Annotated in this window: 17 protein-coding genes and 2 pseudogenes; 10 read left to right on the top strand and 9 right to left on the bottom strand. The window is 67.6% G+C overall.

What is annotated here, in order from left to right; all coding sequences use genetic code 11:
* Nucleotides 1–227: 227 nt before the first annotated feature.
* The 6 genes and pseudogenes from C0R46_RS03760 (at nt 228) to C0R46_RS03735 (ending at nt 4,797) form a co-directional block, all read left to right on the top strand.
* Nucleotides 228–467 carry a DUF1858 domain-containing protein gene (locus C0R46_RS03760; protein ID WP_102958598.1) on the top strand — a complete coding sequence of 80 codons (240 nt, stop codon included), beginning with the start codon at nt 228–230 and terminating at the stop codon, nt 465–467.
* On the top strand, nt 464–745 hold the full coding sequence (locus C0R46_RS03755; RefSeq protein WP_102958212.1) for a DUF6522 family protein: 282 nt from the start codon (nt 464–466) through the stop codon (nt 743–745). The genes C0R46_RS03760 and C0R46_RS03755 overlap by 4 nt, the downstream gene beginning before the upstream one ends.
* 17 nt (nt 746–762) lie before the next feature.
* Nucleotides 763–1,553 (top strand): annotated as a pseudogene (locus C0R46_RS03750) (tripartite tricarboxylate transporter permease); the annotation flags it as partial.
* 312 nt (nt 1,554–1,865) lie between these two features.
* A complete protein-coding gene (locus tag C0R46_RS03745) occupies nt 1,866–2,459 on the top strand; it encodes a hypothetical protein (RefSeq protein WP_157944546.1) in 594 nt (197 codons plus the stop codon).
* A 60-nt stretch (nt 2,460–2,519) separates the two neighbouring features.
* Nucleotides 2,520–2,855, top strand: coding sequence for a hypothetical protein (locus C0R46_RS03740; RefSeq protein ID WP_102958210.1), 336 nt, complete (start codon nt 2,520–2,522; stop codon nt 2,853–2,855).
* Nucleotides 2,848–4,797: an AAA family ATPase gene (locus tag C0R46_RS03735; protein ID WP_102958209.1), complete on the top strand. Its 1,950-nt coding sequence runs from the start codon at nt 2,848–2,850 to the stop codon at nt 4,795–4,797. Before C0R46_RS03740 ends, C0R46_RS03735 begins: the two co-directional genes overlap by 8 nt.
* Before the next feature lie 415 nt (nt 4,798–5,212).
* Here the strand turns inward: C0R46_RS03735 and C0R46_RS21040 are convergent.
* From C0R46_RS21040 to C0R46_RS03695, 8 genes and pseudogenes are all read right to left on the bottom strand, one after another.
* Nucleotides 5,213–5,371, bottom strand: a pseudogene (locus C0R46_RS21040) (four-carbon acid sugar kinase family protein); the annotation flags it as partial.
* A gap of 12 nt (nt 5,372–5,383) precedes the next feature.
* On the bottom strand, nt 5,384–6,373 hold the full coding sequence (denD, locus tag C0R46_RS03725) for a D-erythronate dehydrogenase (protein WP_102958207.1): 990 nt from the start codon (nt 6,371–6,373) through the stop codon (nt 5,384–5,386).
* Nucleotides 6,370–7,182 carry an enoyl-CoA hydratase/isomerase family protein gene (locus tag C0R46_RS03720; RefSeq protein ID WP_102958206.1) on the bottom strand — a complete coding sequence of 271 codons (813 nt, stop codon included), beginning with the start codon at nt 7,180–7,182 and terminating at the stop codon, nt 6,370–6,372. The genes denD and C0R46_RS03720 overlap by 4 nt, the downstream gene beginning before the upstream one ends.
* Nucleotides 7,183–7,186: 4 nt before the next feature.
* Nucleotides 7,187–8,020 carry an ABC transporter ATP-binding protein gene (locus C0R46_RS03715; protein WP_102958205.1) on the bottom strand — a complete coding sequence of 278 codons (834 nt, stop codon included), beginning with the start codon at nt 8,018–8,020 and terminating at the stop codon, nt 7,187–7,189.
* An 18-nt stretch (nt 8,021–8,038) separates the two neighbouring features.
* On the bottom strand, nt 8,039–8,515 hold the full coding sequence (locus C0R46_RS03710; RefSeq protein WP_102958204.1) for a MaoC/PaaZ C-terminal domain-containing protein: 477 nt from the start codon (nt 8,513–8,515) through the stop codon (nt 8,039–8,041).
* Between the two features lie 74 nt (nt 8,516–8,589).
* The gene (locus tag C0R46_RS03705; RefSeq protein ID WP_102958203.1) at nt 8,590–9,588 is read right to left on the bottom strand and encodes an ABC transporter substrate-binding protein; all 999 of its coding nucleotides are present in this window, start codon (nt 9,586–9,588) and stop codon (nt 8,590–8,592) included.
* Between the two features lie 63 nt (nt 9,589–9,651).
* On the bottom strand, nt 9,652–10,509 hold the full coding sequence (locus C0R46_RS03700) for an ABC transporter permease (protein WP_102958202.1): 858 nt from the start codon (nt 10,507–10,509) through the stop codon (nt 9,652–9,654).
* Nucleotides 10,510–10,701: 192 nt separating this feature from the next.
* Nucleotides 10,702–12,330: an acyl CoA:acetate/3-ketoacid CoA transferase gene (locus C0R46_RS03695; RefSeq protein WP_102958201.1), complete on the bottom strand. Its 1,629-nt coding sequence runs from the start codon at nt 12,328–12,330 to the stop codon at nt 10,702–10,704.
* Between the two features lie 196 nt (nt 12,331–12,526).
* Between C0R46_RS03695 and C0R46_RS03690 the strand changes: the two genes are divergently transcribed.
* From C0R46_RS03690 to C0R46_RS03675, 4 genes are read left to right on the top strand one after another with little or no spacing between them, the layout of a single operon-like run.
* Complete coding sequence (locus C0R46_RS03690) at nt 12,527–13,210, top strand: DUF4286 family protein (RefSeq protein WP_102958597.1); 684 nt, start codon at nt 12,527–12,529, stop codon at nt 13,208–13,210.
* A gap of 42 nt (nt 13,211–13,252) precedes the next feature.
* Nucleotides 13,253–14,365: a LacI family DNA-binding transcriptional regulator gene (locus C0R46_RS03685; protein WP_245413395.1), complete on the top strand. Its 1,113-nt coding sequence runs from the start codon at nt 13,253–13,255 to the stop codon at nt 14,363–14,365.
* A 7-nt stretch (nt 14,366–14,372) separates the two neighbouring features.
* Entirely contained in the window at nt 14,373–15,218 is an 846-nt protein-coding gene (locus tag C0R46_RS03680; RefSeq protein ID WP_198598228.1) for a shikimate dehydrogenase family protein, read from the top strand.
* A gap of 9 nt (nt 15,219–15,227) precedes the next feature.
* Complete coding sequence (locus tag C0R46_RS03675) at nt 15,228–16,076, top strand: fumarylacetoacetate hydrolase family protein (protein WP_102958199.1); 849 nt, start codon at nt 15,228–15,230, stop codon at nt 16,074–16,076.
* A gap of 463 nt (nt 16,077–16,539) precedes the next feature.
* On the opposite strand, the gene C0R46_RS03670 is transcribed toward C0R46_RS03675, so the two are convergent.
* A complete protein-coding gene (locus tag C0R46_RS03670) occupies nt 16,540–17,523 on the bottom strand; it encodes an AraC family transcriptional regulator (RefSeq protein WP_102958198.1) in 984 nt (327 codons plus the stop codon).
* Nucleotides 17,524–17,600 lie beyond the last annotated feature (77 nt).

Below are 17,600 nucleotides of genomic sequence, written 5' to 3'. Positions count from 1 at the left end.
AGAAGCCGGCAGTTGCCCTCATCCGCCCCGATAGAACCGGCTCACCCATCGCCTCATCGGAGCGACGGATCATCCGGCTCAGCGATTAAGTGTGCTCGGCCGGTTCGGCCGATGTCTCGACAGCTTGTTCCGCAGCAAAGACTCGAAGCAACGCCTCTCATATGGCTAGGCTGACGCCGTGGATGCGACGATAGAGGACGATGCCTGGGCTACCGATAACGGCCGAGATGACGGTCGATGAGCTGCTCACCTGCCACACCGTGCTCATCCCGGTGTTCATCCGGCACCGCATGCATTGCATCGGCTGCCCGCTGGCGCGCTTCCATTCCGTTCGCGATGCCTGCCGGGAGCATGGCCTCGCGTTGGACGCCTTCATGGCTGCGATAGAAGCGGCGAAACCAAACGACGGCAGCCCCGCTCGGCCAGATGCGGCCAGCACCGTGGCCGCGCTAGAGGAGCTTTGGTGAAGACGATCACCCGCGCTCCCCGCGGCTTCGACGTCGACGCCGACTTGCTTGCCGAGCTTTTCAGGCTGTCAGCCGCGGACATCCCTCATCTCATGCGGCAGGGCAGGATCACCAGCCGGCTCGACCGCGGCGAGGCGGCCGATGCGCACACATGGCGGCTGACGTTCTTTTATGCCAACACCCGGCTGACGCTCATTACGGATGAAGACGGGCAGATCCTACGCGCGTCCTCTGTGACGCTGCGAGGTCGCACATCTCTACCACCAGCATTGCACTAGGCCGGCTCTTTCCCACGAAGGCGTCGCTCCGGATGACGCGGGAGGCCTGGCTGCTGTCCTGGAGGCCGTGGCTGCGCGGCGCTGCCTTCGGCCTCCCATCGAGGCCGTTCCGGGCGGCGGCGCCGAGATCCCGACCTTTCTCTCCTATGCCACCGAGCGGAAGCTGACAAAGCATTCCGGAGGAGTTCGGACGCGGCGCCATCAAAGGCGTGGCAGAGCCGGAGGCGGCCAACAGCGCCTCGGCCGCCGGCACCTTGGTTCCGCTCCTGACGCTCGGACTTCCGACATCGGCGCCAGCGGCCATCATGCTGGCGTGCTTTAGCAGTATGGCCTTCAGCCTGGCCCGCTCCTGTTCGCGCAGGCACCTGACCTCGTCTGGGGTCTGATCGCCAGCCTCTTCATCGCCGACATGATGCTGGTGGTCCTGAACCTGCCGCTGATCGGCGTCAGGATTCGCCTCCTCGCGATCCCGATGCCCACGCTCTACGCCGGGATCCTCGTCTTAGCCGCGATGGGCACTGTCGCTGCCAATCATTCAGCGGTGGAGCTCGCCATCCTCGTAGCGTTCGGCTTCATCGGCTTCTTCATGCGCGGAAACGGCTATCCCGTCGCACCGGCTGTCGTAGGCCTGATCCCCGGCCCGACGGCAGACGCCCAGCTTCGGCGCCGGCTGCAGATGAGCCTCAGCGAACCGATGATCCTTCTCGAGAATCCGGGTTCGGCAACGGTGCTCGGCATCGCTGCCCTCGCTCAGGTCGTGCCCTTGATCCTGAAGGGTCTCAATCGCTTCCAAATGCAGGAGGATTGACCGTCAACCTCGGCATCCGACCAGGCGAGACGGCCGTTCGCTGCGGTGGAACTTTGCCCTAACGGCTGCCTGTGCATCAACCACCCCGGGCGCCGCCTCCAACCACGCAACAAGCCCCCTGTTGACTCTCCGGAGAAACGCGTCCTACGCTGCCGTCATGATCGAACGGCGCGCCCAGATCCCGGCAACGATGGCCCCTTCCGGGCACGCGTTCGCTCGCACTCCGGGCACCCGCTTCCCCATACGCTGACCTCAGAACCCGTGTCGCGGTTCGCGGACGCACATTGATGCCGTCCGCTTGGAGGCATGCGCATGTCAGTCGTTATCCCTTCCCTACTCGCTTCCTCCGTCACGCGCCCCGGCGTCGACGGCATCGCTGGCCATCGTCCATTGCGGTGCATCGGCGATGCGATTCTTCCGACGCCGCTGGCGGTCGACGTCGCCCGTATCCTTGACACTGACGGCGACGTCGAGCGGTGGGCATCCCGCCGCGTCGAGCCGTTGGGCGCGCCTCTGCCGGGTGTCGTCTTCGACGTCGTCCGTGCGAGCGGCCATGAACAGATCCGCCTCCTTGAGGACGGGGCGACCAACGTCGTACGCGAATGCGATCCCGACGACGTACCCGTCCGGGTCATGGGACGGCGGGACATCGATCCCGTCCGGCTGGAGAACGCCAAGCTGATCCTCCCCTACGCGCGGTGGCGGGTCTCGCTCGACGACCGGATCCGCTTGCTGGCAGTCGTCGACGAGGAGGGCAGCGTCACGCTCGGCGAGTGCCTCTCGATCTTGCGGAACACGTCCCGCCCCATCGCGGCGGTCGCCTCGCTGGCCCTCGCCCGCGTCGTGGACCTCGAGCTCGACGCGCCCCTCGGTTCCCGCACACGGGTGATACGCCGGCCCGACTGACACCGCCCTCACCCGTCAGTCACGTGCCGCCCAAGACGCGGCCATGCGAAGGCCACCCCCATGTACGTCTTCCTCACCTCGTCCGCGGGGGCGAGTGCGCTCGATCGCGAGATCGAGACGGCAGCCGCCCTCCTGCGCGACCTCCGTTATTTGCGCGACCACCGCGCGCCGTCCGGCGCCATGTTGGCGGGTGCACCGGTCCTGACGGACTGGTCGTCGTCGCTGCGCCTGGTTCCGTGCCTGCGCGGCCGGACGGCCGGTCATCCCGTCATCCGCAACGGCAGGGACGCCGTCACGTCGCCCCTGCGCGTCGTCTCGCTCGACGGCGGGTACGTGCGCACCGAAAGCCGCTTTTGGTTGCTCGGAACTCCTGCCGCGGGGCAGGCCGATGAGTGACTGGCCCGATTTCGACGACATGCCCACGTCGCTTGCCGGACGGCTGACGCCCTCCGCGCGCATCGCCGACGCGCTCCTGCGCAGAACGCTTGCCGACGGTGGAGCCAGCCGCCTGCTCGGCGGTGGGCCGCATCTTGTCGTGGTCCATGGCATCGCGCCCGTCGACGGTGCCGTCCTCGGGATGGCGGTCGTGGATCTGGTCGGCGGCACCGCAAAGCTCGTCGTGCAGATCAACGCTGCGGTACGGGACTGGACCGATCCGCTCCGCCAGCGATCCGGTCATGTCGAGCGCCTGCTTACCGAGGCCAGCCTGTCGACGCGCCCCATCGTCGTCCTCTGCCACAGGCGGACCGAGGTTCCGGGCATCGTCGCAGCGGTCGCCGACGCAGTCATCCCGATCGCGGACCGTTGCGCGGCGATCGCCGACGTCGTCCTCGATGTCGCGCGCTTCCGTCCGGACGACAAGCTCGCGTCCTGTCTCGAGCGCCTGCCGCTATCGTACCTGAACCTCGCAATCCGCCCCGGGATGACCTCCGACCGGATGTGGAAGATCGCCGGTCTCCTGAGGAGACACCTTGCCGACGAGAAGCGGGAACGCCGTTCCTCTTCTTCCGGGAACAGGACGGCCCGGACGCCGTCCGCCGCACCAGACGCCGGCAGCGCACAGGTCGGGCCGGAGCGCCTTGAGGACCTTCCCGGCATGGGCGAGGCGCAACGTTGGGGCTTGGCGCTCGCCGCTGATATTGCCGAGTACAAGGCCGGCTCTCTCCAGTGGTCGGATATCGAGAACGGCGTCCTCGTCCACGGTCCGCCGGGCACCGGAAAGACCTTGTTCGCGAGGGCCTTGGCCGGCTCCTGCGGCGTGGCGCTGCACGTGCATTCCGTCGCGGCGTGGCAGGCGAAGGGGCATCTTGGTGACCTGCTGAAAGCCATGCGCGCCGCGTTCGCCGAGGCCAACGGGTCTACCCCCTGCATCCTCTTCCTCGACGAACTCGACTCCGTCGGAAGCCGCGACGAGCCCCTGGGCGATCACGCCTCCTACCAACGGCAGGTCGTCAACGGTCTCCTGGAGTGCCTGGACGGCGCCGCGCAGCGCGACGGGGTGGTCGTCGTCGGCGCGACCAACAAGCCGGAAGCGATCGACAAGGCGGTGCTTCGACCGGGCCGTCTCGGCCGCCACATCGAGGTGCGGCTTCCGGATCTCCGGGGACGGGTCGCTATCCTGAGGCACCACCTCCGCGGCGACCTCCCGGACGCGGACCTTGCAAGCGTTGCTGACGAGTTCGGCGCAGTCTCCGGCGCGGCGCTGGCACAACTCGTCCGCGAGGCTCGAAGCGTCGCCCGAAGGGAACGGCGCCCGTTGGCGGAGGCTGACCTTCGAACCGCGTTGCCGCCGGGCGTGCTCCTGACGGAGGCCGCCTTTCGCCGGATGTGCGTCCATGAAGCTGGGCACGTCGTAGTGGGTTTGGAATTGGCTCCGATCTCCGGCCTGGTTCCGACAATGGCTACCGTGAGGCGCCGCTTGCGGGGCGCAGGAGACAACCAGACCGGCTTCGAAATTGTCGAGGGCGCTGACCAGACACGGGAGGGCATTCGGGCCCAGATCGTCGTCATGCTGGCAGGACTTGCGGCTGAGGAGGTCATCCTCGCCTCGCGCGGCAACCTCTCGGGCGGCACTGTCGACGCCGACCTGGTTCGCGCCACCCGGCTCGCGACGGATTTAGAGTTCGCCCTGGGTCTGGGCGAAGGCCTGCATGCCGTACCGACAGCCGCGCTCGTCAAGGCGACGCTGCCGCTGGACGGCGGCCGTTCGAGGGAGCGGGTCGAGCAGGTGCTGGACTGGTGCTTCACGGAGGCAAAGGCAATCGTTGCGAAGCGGCGGAAGGACGTCGAGGCAACCGCGAGCCGCTTGGCGGACGTGACGGAGATCAGGCTTGCCTGACGGCGCGCAGCCTTGGGGTCGGGGCCGCCCGGCACCGAGGCTGCGCCTCCCATTCTGGGGATTCGGAAGTTAAGTTGTTCGTGTCAGCCGGCGCATTGTACGCAGCCTTCAGGCCCGAAGCAGGCAGCCTGCCGATCTTCTCCACTCATGGACGTAGAAGCCGAGGTTTAATCGTTGCCACCGGCTAATCGGCTACGAGATGCGTGGCTCGTAAAGCTGTTATTCGGCGCGCAAGTATCTTATTCCACGTCCATTCACAGTTCTCGCCGGGCCGACCGCGCCGCGTGTTCAGCGACAATATGGGAAGGCCAGTCTCGGCCAATGACACTCGACCGACGCAAAGCTGCAGCCTGGGCGCTTTGGATCGCGTCTGGAATCGAAAGCTCGGTCCACAGGAAGCCGAGAGTGGCCGACAGGGGATCGTGCGCGACTTCAACGCCACGACGCCCGCCTCGACGCCCAGTTCCGCCGGTCCGTCGGGCACGCCCGAGTACTGCACGACCCGCAGGCCTTCCTTGGCCAGCGCGTTCGCCGCATCAGACGATCCGGTGAAGTCGTCCCCGATGATGCCCAGAAGCTTGGTTCGTTACGCCTGCCCGCCGTGGCTCGGCACCTCGTCCTCGAGGTGGCGACGGATGATCTCGTCGAACGAGGCGTCGGCCTCGAAGCCCAGTGCGAGCGCGCGCTGCGGGTCGAAGGCCTCGGGCCAACTTTCGATGATCCGCTTGACGGCCTCGTCGGGCTCCCGCCTGATGAGCGCCACGGCCTCATCGCCGGCCGCGCCCCGTAGCGCCTCGATCGCCTCGCCGACCGTCGCCGACAGGCCCGGCATGTCGAGCGTGCGTCGGACGCCGAGACCGGAGGTGTCGACCTCCGCCGCCTTGAGGACGAAGTCGACGGCGCGACGGGGGCTCGCGAACCAGTGGCGCACCTCGTCGCCGACCGGCAGCGTCGCGGGCAGCCCGGCCAGCGGCTCACGCAGTATGCCCGAGAAGAAGCCGGAGGCCGCCTTGTTCGGCTTGCCCGGCCGGATCACGATGGTCGGTAGGCGGATCCCGATGCCATCCATGAAGCCGCGGCGCGAGTAGTCAGCCAGCAGAAGCTCGCCGATCGCCTTTTGCGTGCCGTAGCTCGACAGCGGCGCAAGCACCTGGGTCTCCGGCACGACCGGCGGCAGTGGCTGGCCGAACACCGCGACCGAAGAGGTGAAGACGAGCCGCGGGTGATAGCCGTCGGCGACGTGCGCCCGCCGCACGGCCTCGAAGAGTTCGCGCGTGCCGTCGAGATTGATGCGATAGCCCTTCTCGAAATCGGCCTCCGCCTCGCCCGAGACGATGGCGGCGAGATGGAAGACGACGTCCGGGCGCTCGGCAATCAGCTCCGAGGCGACGCCGGGAGCGGAAAGGTCGGCGGCGACCGCCCGAAGGGCGACCGACGACGCGGGTATGTCGGTCTTCACGACGTCGGCGAGCGTCATTGCCTGAATGATACGGCCCGACAGCTCGCCCTTGCGCAGCAGGGCGGCGGTCAGCTTGCGGCCGATCATGCCGCCGGCGCCGAGGATCAGGATCTTCACGTTGGACGGCCTTCCATGTCGGGGGAACGGGATGCGAAGACGGGTTCGCGCTTGGCGAAGAAGGCGTCTGCCCCTTCGCGAAGATCGGGTCCGTCGAAGATGCGCTGTTGGGCTACGTTGGCGAGCGAGAGGGCCGCGTTCAACGGCTGGTCGAGGGCGGCATCCACGAGGCTCTTGGCAAGGCGGTTCGAAAGCGGGCCGCGCTGTGCGATCTCGTCGGCCATCCGCCGCGCCTCCCCCACGGCTTCCTCACCCAGCCGGTTCACGAGGCCCCAGTCGAGCGCCAGCCGCGCGTCGACGATGCTCCCGGTGAACAGCATCTCCTTGGCACGGGCCGGACCGACCAGCCTGGCGAGCCGCACCGCACCGCTCGAAGCCAGTCCGCCGAGCCGGCTCTCGGGTAGGCCGATCCTGGCTTCCGGCCCGGCCACGCGGATGTCGCAGGCCAGCGCCAGTTCGAAGCCGCCGCCGAGGGCCACGCCGTCGATCGCGGCGATCGTCGGCATCGGCAGCGCCGCGAGGCAGCGAAGCACGTGGTCCTCGAACAGGATCTTGCGCTCGCTGGCGTCGGCGCCGAGCGAAGCGAACTCGCCAATGTCGCTCCCGGCGCAGAAGGCCTTGGGGTTGCCGTGCAGAATGACGCAGCGAATGTCCGGCGCGGCCTCGATCCGCCGGAGCGCGTCGAGGAGGTCGCGAAGCAGCGCGCGGGTCACGAGGTTCAGGCGGCCCGCACGGAGCCCGATCTCGGCGCATGCTCTCTCGATGCGCAGCGAGACCCCCGCCCCTCCCGCCTCAGGCTCGGTTCCCACGGGATCAGCTCGCCATTCTGGTCTGCGGTGTCACGCCATGGAGGACGCCCATGCGTTCGAAATGATGATGGATGCGATCGACATAGGAGGCGAACTCGGGCGCGTCGCCCAGCACGATGGGACGTGGGCGCGGCAGGTTGACCGTGATGTCGTCGACTATCTCTCCCGGGCTCGGGCTCATGACGATGATGCGGTCGGAAAGGCCCACCGCCTCCTCGACGCTGTGTGTGATAAAGATGACGGTCGGGCGCCGGCGCAGCCAGAGCTGCTCCAGATCGGTGCGCACCTGGAGCCGCGTGAGCGCGTCGAGAGCGCCAAAGGGCTCGTCCATCAGGATCACGTCGGGCTCGTGGACCAACGTGCGGATCAGCGACACGCGCTGGCGCATGCCGCCGGAGAGCTGGCGGGGGTACTTGTTCATCGCATGCTCGAGGCGGAGTTGCGCGAAAAGCTCGCGCGCCCGGGACGCGATCGTCTCGCGGTCGAGTCCGCGGATGTCGGCATGCAGCATCACGTTCTCGAACGCGGTGCGGAAGTCGAGAAGGAGGTGGTCCTGGAAGGCGATGCCGACATTGGTGATCGGCTGGTCAACGCGGTTCCCGTCGCACAGGATCTCGCCTGTCGAGCGCTTGAGAAGGCCCGCCACCATCAGCATGAGCGTGCTCTTGCCGCAGCCGGAGGCGCCAACGATCGAGATGAACTGTCCCGCGGGGATCTCGATGTCGACCGGCGCGAGCGCGCGGAAGGGCTTCTCGGTGTCTTCCCCGAAAACCTTGGACACGTTGCGGATGGAGATCGGTACGCCGGACCGGCCGGCAGAGCCCGTATCGGTGGTCATTGTGGTACCTCGAGCGGATCAGGCGGCGGAGGCCGCGACGGCGGCGAGCGGGGTCTTGGACAGGAGAAGGGACTTTCGGCCCTTTTGCAGGATGTCGCCCGACTGGTTGACGACCTCCACGTCGAATGTCGCAATCGCCTGGTTGGGCTTAGACCGGGAGTCACGGATCTCCGCGATCACGTAGTTCACGAAGATCGTGTCGCCGATGAAGATCGGTCCGACGAAACGCCAGTCACCGATCCCGAGGAAGGCAATCGCGATCTCCCGAAGCTCCCCCGTTCGGGCCCACATGAGACCATGCGCGTAGGACAGCCCGAGCATGCCGTGCGCGACGCGCCGTCCGAACTGGCTGCTGGCAGCGTAGACGTCGCTCGTGTGCAGTTCGGAGAAGTCTCCGGTCAGGCCCGCGAAGGCCATCACGTCGGCCTCGCCCACCGTACGGCCGGGGCTGCGGAAGCGCATGCCGACGTGCAGGTCCTCGAAACGATAGCTCATCGATCCATTCCTAATGGCGGGAGGGAGGGCTGCCTGCGGCCCGAGCGGATGCCGGACCGCGGGTCTCGCGCCGCTCAACGGCAGGCGCGCATCTCGCCCTCAGGGGGCAGGTAGTCGTTGGTGTAGTAGCTTGTGGGGTCCTGCCCCTGCGGCAGTAGACCAACCTGCGAGAGCAGGTTCTGGGTGTTGACCCAGTGCTCGGGCTCGGCGCGCCCGATGAACTTGGCACCCGCGCTACAGAAGAGCGGTGTGATCGCGGCAAGCTCCTTGGCCACGAGATCGGCATTGGCATCCGGGAACAGCGCCTTCACGTCTGCGACCGCCTTCTCAGGGTTGTCGAGGGCGAAGCTCCAGCCCTTCAGGCTTGCCTTGACGAAGTTGCGCAGCACCTCCGGGTTCTTCTCGATGAAGTCGTTGGCGGCGAAGATCGAGGTCGAGACCGTGGGCACGCCGTAGTCAGCGAACGGGAACTCGTCGATTTCGGCGCCCTGCGCCCGGATCTGGATCGCGTAGGAGTCGAGCGAACCGAGGATCGCCTGGACCTGCCCAGTCAGGAGGCTCGGCACCATCGACGGCATCGGCATGTTGACGAGCTGCATGTCCTGCTCGGTGAGACCGTTGGCCTTCAGGAGCAAAGGCAGCATCGTGGTCTGCGAGGAGCCGGCCGGCACGCCGACCGTCTTGCCCTTGAGATCGGCGAAGGATTTGACGCCCGTCTCCTTCAAGGCGATCAGCTCGTTGGGGTTCGACTGGTAGACCGTCGCGACGACGCGCATCGGCGCCCCCTTCGCGACGAGCTGGCTGACGGCCACCGCGTCGGCATAGGCGAGCTGCGCCTGGCCACTGGCAACGAGCTGCGCCGTATTGCCCGAGCCGTTGCCCTGGACGATCGTCACGTCGAGGCCTGCCTCCTTGTAGAAGCCCTCCTGGAGCGCCGCCGCAAAGCCAGCATTGGGGCCGCCCGCGGTCCAGTTGAGCTGGAACGTAACGGCCGTCTGCGCGTGCGCGGCGCCGTGCAATCCGACGGCCGCAAGGAAGCCGGTCGCCGCGGCGACCTTGAGTGCATGCATCATGATGGTTCCTCCCTGTTAAAAACGATGCTCAATAAGGCCCGCACTCCCGAGCGGGCCGAAGGGTCAGTCCTCGCCTGTCCGCTGCCACGGCGTCATCAGCCATTCGCTGAGCTCGACCACGTAATTGATCACGATGCCGATGATGGTCAGGACGACGAGGACGGCGAAGGTCAGCTCGATGTCCATCGTGCTCGTGCCGCGCAGGAGGACGTAGCCCAGTCCCTGGTTGGCGCCGACGAACTCGGCGACGATGGCGGCGGTGGCGGCGATGGTCGCGGACGTCTTGACGCCCGAGAAGATCACGGGAAGCGCGGCCGGCACGCGAAGGTACCGGAAGGTCTGCCAGGTCGACGCGCCCATCGAGCGGGTCAGGTGGAGCAGTCGCTGGTCCAGTATCTGGAACCCGCTGATGCTGGCGATCAGAAGCGGGAAGAACGTCATCAGGACGGTCAGGAGGACCTTGGACTCCATCCCGAAGCCGAGCCAGACGAGGAACAGCGGAGCGACCGCGATCTTCGGGACGAGCTGGAGCAGCATGATCGGCGGATACAGGACCTGGCGCGCGAGCGGCGACAGGGCGATCAGCAGCCCGAGTGGGATCGCGCTCACGATGGTCAATGCGAAGCCGAGGACGATCTCGGTCAGCGTCACCAGCGCGTTGGACCAGAGCATCGGTGCATCCGACACCAAGCGCGAGAACACGGCGCCGGGCGCCGGCAGCAGATAGGCCGGGATCTGGAACGCCTTCACCGACAGCGACCAGATGGCGACGATCGCCACGAAGGTCAGAGGTGGCAGCGCGTTCCAAGCGATCAGCCGGATGCGGCGCATGAAGCGCGAGGACGCGCGCTGGGGCACCGGCTGGGCCTTCGCCGCAGATGGGCCAAGCGCGGCTCCGCCGGTCAGGTTGCTCGTGATCATCGACCTTCCTCCCGAGTTCGGCATGGCGCGGGATCGACCGCCCTGCCTCCTCCTCTCCAGGCAAACCGGCTCCCCCCGGTCCGCCGCTCGCCCGATGCTTTCGCGTCGAGACGATGTATCCGCTTACATTAACAGCGTATTTGGTCGTAACACTGCCTCAAGAGGCGTGCCGAACCGGAACGCACTTCAGTCTCACGCCGCGACGCGCCGCTTGGTCTGCTGTTCGTCCAGCGGAAGCGCACGACGCGGCGAGCGCGCCGACCGCGCATGGCGCCTGAATTCGTCGAGAAGTCCCATCGGCTCGGGCCGGAAGAGCCGCGCATCCATCGGGCGAAGCTTCTGCGAGACCGTAGGTCGAAACGCCATCCGAGACAGGACGTCGCGCTCGAGATCGACGCCCGGTGCGATCTCGACGAGTTCGAGCCCATCGGCGCCGACCTTGAACACGGCGCGCTCCGTCACGAACAGGGCCTCGCGCCCTTCCTGGCGCGCGAACGCGCCGTTGTAGCAGATCTGGCGCACCGCCTCGACGAACTTGGAATGCCGGCCTTCCTCGAGGACCGTAAGCTCCCCGTTGCGGCACTCGACCTTGAGACCGCCCGCCGTGAAGGTGCCACTGAAGACCACCTTGCGGGCGTTCTGGCTGATGTTGATGAAGCCGCCGATGCCCACGATCGTGTCGGCGAAGCGGCTGACGTTGACGTTGCCCGCTGCGTCGATCTCGGCGAAGGACAGGAAGGCCACGTCGAGGCCGCCGCCGTCGTAGAAGTCGAACTGGTAGGGCTGGTCGACCATGGCGTCGAAGTTCTGCGCGCCGCCCGAGTCCGGCCCGGTCAGCGGCGCGCCGCCGATGAAGCCCTGCTCGTTGCTGAGCGTGATGGCGTCGAGGATGCCCTCCTCCGCCGCCACGGCCGAGACACCAGTCGAGATGCCGGCCCCTAGATTGCAGACCGCTCCCGGGACGATCTCCATCGCCGCGCGACGGGCAATGATCTTGCGCTCCGTGAACGGAAGACGCCGCATGCCCTCGGTCGGCACGCGCATCTCGCCCGCATAGCTCGGCTCGTAGAGGCTGGCGTAGGTCTGGCGCTGTTCGGGGTCCACAACGACGTAGTCGACGAGAATGCCGGGAATGCGCACCGAGCGCTGGGGCAACGTGCCGCGACGAGCGACGCGCTTGACCTGGACGATCACTGCCGCGCCGAGACGCCGGGCGGCCTGGGCGCAGGACAGCATCTCGCCGGGGATCGCCTCTTCCTCCATCGACACGTTTCCCTCCTCGTCGGCGGTCGTCCCGCGAAGGATCACAACGTCGAGCGCGAAGGGCTTGAACCGCAGCCAGTCTTCGCCGTCGATTTGCAGGAGCTCGACGATCTCGTCGCGCGCCGCCTTGTTCTGGCGACCGCCGAGCTGCCGCGGATCGACGAAGGTGTGAAGGCCCGTGCGCGTGATCAGACCGGGACGCCCGGCCGCAATCTCGCGGATCAACTGCGAGATCACGCCCTGCGGGATGGTGTAGGACTCGAAGTCCTCCCGCAGCGCCATTGGGATGAGGGGCGGCGAGTCGACCAGGGCGCTCGTCAGCGAGCGCTTCAGCATCCCGGGATGACGGAAGCGCGCGGCACCCTTGAGCTGCCGGTCGCCGATGCCGACCGCGTGAATCAGCGTCAGGTCCCGCGGCGCACCCTCCTCCAGATACCGCGCCTCGATCGCCTCCAGCACCTTCTCGGGAACGCAATGCCCGCCGCCAGAGCCGCTCACCAGGACGCTGTCGCCCGGCTGGATGATGCTGGCGGCCTCGGCTGCCGTGATGATCCGCATGTCGCCTCCCTCGCCGCGCCCATCCCGTTGACAACGGCGTACTCGCTCTTGTAACCGATTGCATAACGGCGTGGCATTGTTCGTGTCAAGGCATGACGTCCACCAAGCTACCGGTGTCGAAGTCCTGCGCTTCCCCAGAATTACCAGAAGCGAAGCGCAGGAACGCTCATTGTCTAGCGATTGCATGGAGGAAGAAATGGCTCTCGCGGGACGCGGCGTGCTGGCGATCTGGAACGGCATCGCGGAGGAAGCGGAGGCCGACTTCCTTTCCTGGCACGTGCGCGAGCACATCCCGGAGCGCGTGGCGGTTCCGGGCTTCCTCCGGGGAAGGCGTTACGTCGCGCTGCGTGGCGCGCCCCGCTACTTCAACTTCTACGAGACGACGTCGCCCGCCGACCTGTCCGCACCCGACTATCTGGCGCGGCTGGACCGTCCGTCGGACTGGACGAAGCGGGTCGTACGCCACTTCCGCGACACGTCCCGCACCGTCTGCTCGGTCGCCGTCTCCTCAGGGCTCGGTGATGGTGCCTTCATTGCGACGCTGCGCATGGAGGGAGACGGCCGGGACACCGAGACGCTGGCGCGGGCGCTCGCGCCGCTCGGCCGCCGGGACGGCATCGTCGGCGTCCATCTCCTGCGCGGCGACGAGGCGGCCGGCGGGCAGGCGACGGCCGAGAAGGCACTGCGCGACGCGCCGGACAGCACGGCATCCTGGGTTCTGCTCGTGGAAGGGGTCGAGGCGGCCGCACTCGAATCGTTCCTGGACGAGGGGGTGGAGGAAGTCTGCGAGGCGCTCGCGCTATCCTGTCCCGAGCGAGAACGCGGGCTCTATCGCCTTCAGTACGGACTCGCGCGCGACCAATTGGGCGCGAGGGACTAGCATCGGACGATTCCCGAGGGAACGTTTCAAGGACGGAGCACTATGAAGAGCCCGGGTGAGAGAGCGAGCGGCGCCGCGCGGCGCGGCGCCGGGCGGAGCGGCATGGCGGTGCCAGGCGTCGGCCTGCGCGACGTCGCCCAGGCCGTCGGCGTCTCGACAGCCACCGTTTCGCGGGCGATCAACCGCCCTGAGGTCGTCTCCGCGGAACTGCGCGAGCGCATCGCTGCCGCGATCGCCGAACTCGGCTGGATCCCGGACGGCGCGGCCCGTGCGCTGACCACCGGCCGCTCGCAGACCATCGGAGCCGTGTTTCCGACACTGGGGCTCGGGGATTTCCCCCGCGCCGCCAACGCCATCCAGCGCCACCTCTTGCTGCAGGATTACACGCTGCTCCTCGCCTGCTCCGAGTACGATCCGGAGCAGGAGTTCCGGCAAGTCCGCAAGTTCGCCGAGCGCGGCGTCGACGGCGTCATCCTGGTGGGCCTTGCGCACCACCCCGAGCTCATCCCCTTCCTCGAGCAGCGCAAGCTGCCCTTCATCAGCTCCTTCGTCTACGACCCCGCGCATCATGGCCGGTGCGTCGGCCCGGACAACCACAAGGCGCTGGTCCGCATGACGGACTATCTTGCCGACTTAGGCCACGTCCGTTTCGCCGTGATCGCGCAGGAGACCGAAAACAACGACCGCGCGAGCGCGCGCCTGGCCGGCATCCGCGACGCCCTGGCCATGCGGGGCCTGGCAGTGCGCCCCCAGCACCTGGCGATCGGCACCTGGACGATCGAGGAGGGACGCAAGCTCTTCGCGCAGGTCATGGACACCGATCCGCGCCCGACCGCCATCGTCTGCGGCAACGCTCCCCTCGCCATCGGCGCCATCCTCGAGGCAACCGCTCGAGGTGTCCGTGTGCCCGAGGACGTCTCGATCGTCGGCTACGACGACATCGAGATCATGAATCACCTGCCCGTGCCCGTCACGACGGTGCGCGTGCCCGGCGAAGAGATCGGCGTCCGGGCCGCGCGCCTGATCCTCGACCTCTTGATGGGCCGCGAGCCCGACTACCCGCTCGAAAGCGAGGCCGAGATCGTGCTGCGCGCGTCCTCTGGACCGCCGCCTGGCGCAGCCGCTTCGCCTTTCCATGCCCAACCCGAAGGCTGAACCCGACATGTCCTTCCCCGCCCCCGCCCCCGCCTTGCCGTTGACCGGCGCGACGCGCCTCGTCGGAATGGTCGGCAACCCGATCCGACAGGCGAAGTCGCCCGAGAACTTCAACCCGCTCTTCGCGCGGCGCGGCATCGACGCGGTCATGGTGCCCATCGAGGTCGAAAGCGACCGGTTCGAGGCGGACATGCCGGCGCTCATGCGCCTCGCCAATCTTGATGGCGTCGTCGTCACCATGCCCTTCAAGGCCCGTATCATCCCGATGCTGGACCACGTGGACGAGGCTGCCCGGCGCGTCGGCGCGGTGAATGCCGCCCGCCGCAGGCCGGACGGCACCTGGGAGGGCGGCATCTTCGACGGCGTCGGTCTCGTCGGAGCGGTCCGCTCGATCGGTCTCGAACCGACGGGTCTGCGGGTCGGGCTGGTCGGCGCCGGCGGCGCCGGGAGTGCCATCGCCTTCGCGCTCGCCGACCGCGGCATCCGCTCGCTGAGCGTGACGGACCGGGAGCCCGATCGGGCCGCGAGCCTCACCGCGCGCGTCGCGCAGGCGGGCACCCCCGCCGAGACCTTAGCGGCTCTCGACCTTGCGCAGCTCGACCTTCTCATCAACGCCTCACCCGTCGGCATGGGTCCGGACGACGGTTCACCCGTCGATCTGTCCGGTCTGCACGCGCGCCTTGCGGTCGTGGATATCGTGACGCGGCCGGCCACCGCCCTTCTGGAGGCGGCGCGACGCTCGGGATGCCGGGCAGCGGGCGGTGCTGCCATGGTCGCCGCCCAGACGGAGGCGATCGTCGAATTCCTCGGCATCGGGCCGAGCGAGAGCCGAACCACAGCTCAGACAAAGTAGGGAGACGACATGAAACTGGTTCGCTTTGGGGCCGCCGGGTCCGAGAAGCCGGGCATCGTGGATGCGGACGGGCGCGTGCGAGACCTGTCCGGCACGATCCGCGACATCGACGGCGAGACGCTGTCGCCGGAAAGCCTCGACCGCCTGCGCGCGATCGACCCCGCCACCCTGCCGCTCGTCGAGGAAGGCGTGCGCCTCGGCGTACCGGTCGCGCGGGTCGGCAACCTTGTCTGCATCGGCCTGAACTACACCGACCACGCCGAGGAGACGAACGCTCCGATCCCCTCTCAGCCCATCATCTTCAACAAGCACACGGGCGCCCTGAGCGGCCCCTACGACGACGTCATCCTGCCGCCGGGCTCCGTCAAGCTCGACTGGGAAGTCGAACTCGCTCTCGTGATGGGTCGCACCGCCTGGCACGTGGACGAGGCGGAAGCCCTCTCCTACGTGGCGGGCTACACCATCCTCAACGATCTCTCGGAGCGCGAGTATCAGCTCGAATGGGAAGGCCAGTGGTCGAAGGGCAAGAGCTATCCGACCTTCGCGCCCTGCGGCCCCTGGCTGGTGACGGGCGACGAGTTGGGCGATCCGCAGCAGCTCGACCTCTGGCTTGACCTGAACGGACGCCGCGAGCAGACAGGCACGACCACGCGCATGATCTTCACCTGCGCCCACATCGTCGCCTATGCGAGCCGCTTCATGAAGCTGGAACCCGGCGACATCATCACGACGGGCACGCCGCCCGGCGTCGGTCTCGGCCGCAAGCCTCCTGTCTTCATGAAGGCGGACGACACGATGCGGCTCGGCATCACGGGTCTCGGCGAACAGCAGCAAACCATACGGCCGCGCAAAGCCTGAGCGAATGCCCAAAGAAACTACGCGCGATCGATAGGAAGGAGACAGAGCGAGCAGCGCGGATGTCAACGGGGCGTTCGAAGGATCGCTCGACGCCTTGCGGCTTGAGGACCACTACCAGTACGTTCCTGTCTGCTTCCGCGGACCTGAGCGCGGAAGCAGACAGTCGGGTTTGAACCCACGATTGCTGTTCCAAGACCGAGCTGTTCAGGCTGTAAGCGGCTTGTCCGCTCCCGGCGGCGGGAAAGGTGTAGGCGGCCGAGCCGCTTCCGCCCGCTTCTCGCCGTTACGCCCTCGACCGATAACTGCGGCACCAGACCTTCAGCGATACGGGATTTCGTCAAGCCTGCAAGAGCACTCTCTTTGTTCGCGGGTCGCGACACCCTCGGGCGTTTCAGCTCCCGGTCGTCTGCCAACGAAAGCACGAAGGGCGGCGCCCCTTGGCGAACGCCGCGCGGGGGGTCGCTCAGGCCTCGACGGCTGCGGCTCGCGCGATGCCGCGAACCCGGCCGGGGGCGGTGCCGACGACGCGCTTGAAGGCGCGGCTGAACGAAGCCTCCGAATCGTAGCCGAGGCGATGAGCGGCCTCCGCCACGCGCATGCGGTCGCGCTCGATCCATTGCCGGGCCTGGCGCATGCGAACCTCGGTCACGTAGCGGGCCGGCGTCGCGCCGACGGTGGCGGCGAACTTGGCCGCGAAGCCGGAGCGCGATACGCCCATGAGATCGGCAAGATCCGCGACCGTCCAGTCCCGCTCGGGCTCGGCATGGATGGCGGCGATCACCCGGCCGACCTGCGGATCGCGCACCGCCGTGAGCCAGCCGACCGCGTCGCCGCAACCGTGCTCCACCCAGGAGCGAATGATCTGCGCGGCCATGACGTCGGCGAGCCGCGCCAGGATGCCGCTCGCGCCGACGCGGTTCATTGCGCACTCGGAGACCATGGCGTTGAGAAGCAGCGGAATGGTCGGCTCGGCGGTCATCAGCTCCTTGGCGCGCATGACGTCGGGCATCATGCGCAGAAGCGGGTGGAGACCGTCCAGGTTGAAGCGCATCGTCCCGCAGAACAGGACGCACCTCCCTTCCGCCGGCGTCATGCCGGTCTGCTGGTAGTCGTAGACGTCCTCGCAGATTGCCTGGCAGTCGCAGCGCGGGAAAGGGCGCGGCGCAATGCCCGGACCGCTCGCCAGCGTGTGGGCGGCACCGCGCGGCACGAGAACGGCGTCGCCGGGTGCCAGCTCGCTCCACGTGCCGTCCGGATCCTCCATCCAGCACCCGTTGCCCGCCACGAAATGGAAATGGGCATGGGCCTGCGCGGGGTAGCGGAAGCTCCAGTCGCCCACCATGCAGCAGCGAGCGTATTCCACCCCGTCGAGGCGCAGACCGCGCAGCAGGTCGGTGAGCGGGTCGCTATCGGAGACGAACGAAGGTTTGGACGATCGGTCAAGCATGCTGATTTTTCTAGCATGGAAAAGCCAGGATAAGGAGCCTAGAGGATTGCCGCATTGCAGCATCCCCCCGGAGCGTC

Origin of the sequence: Mangrovicella endophytica, assembly GCF_002893625.1 — a bacterium.
In the GTDB taxonomy this organism is placed as follows: Bacteria; Pseudomonadota; Alphaproteobacteria; order Rhizobiales; family Rhizobiaceae; genus Mangrovicella; species Mangrovicella endophytica.
The sequence above is the reverse complement of the archived record's forward strand: the minus strand, read 5'-3'. Positions and strand labels throughout refer to the sequence as shown.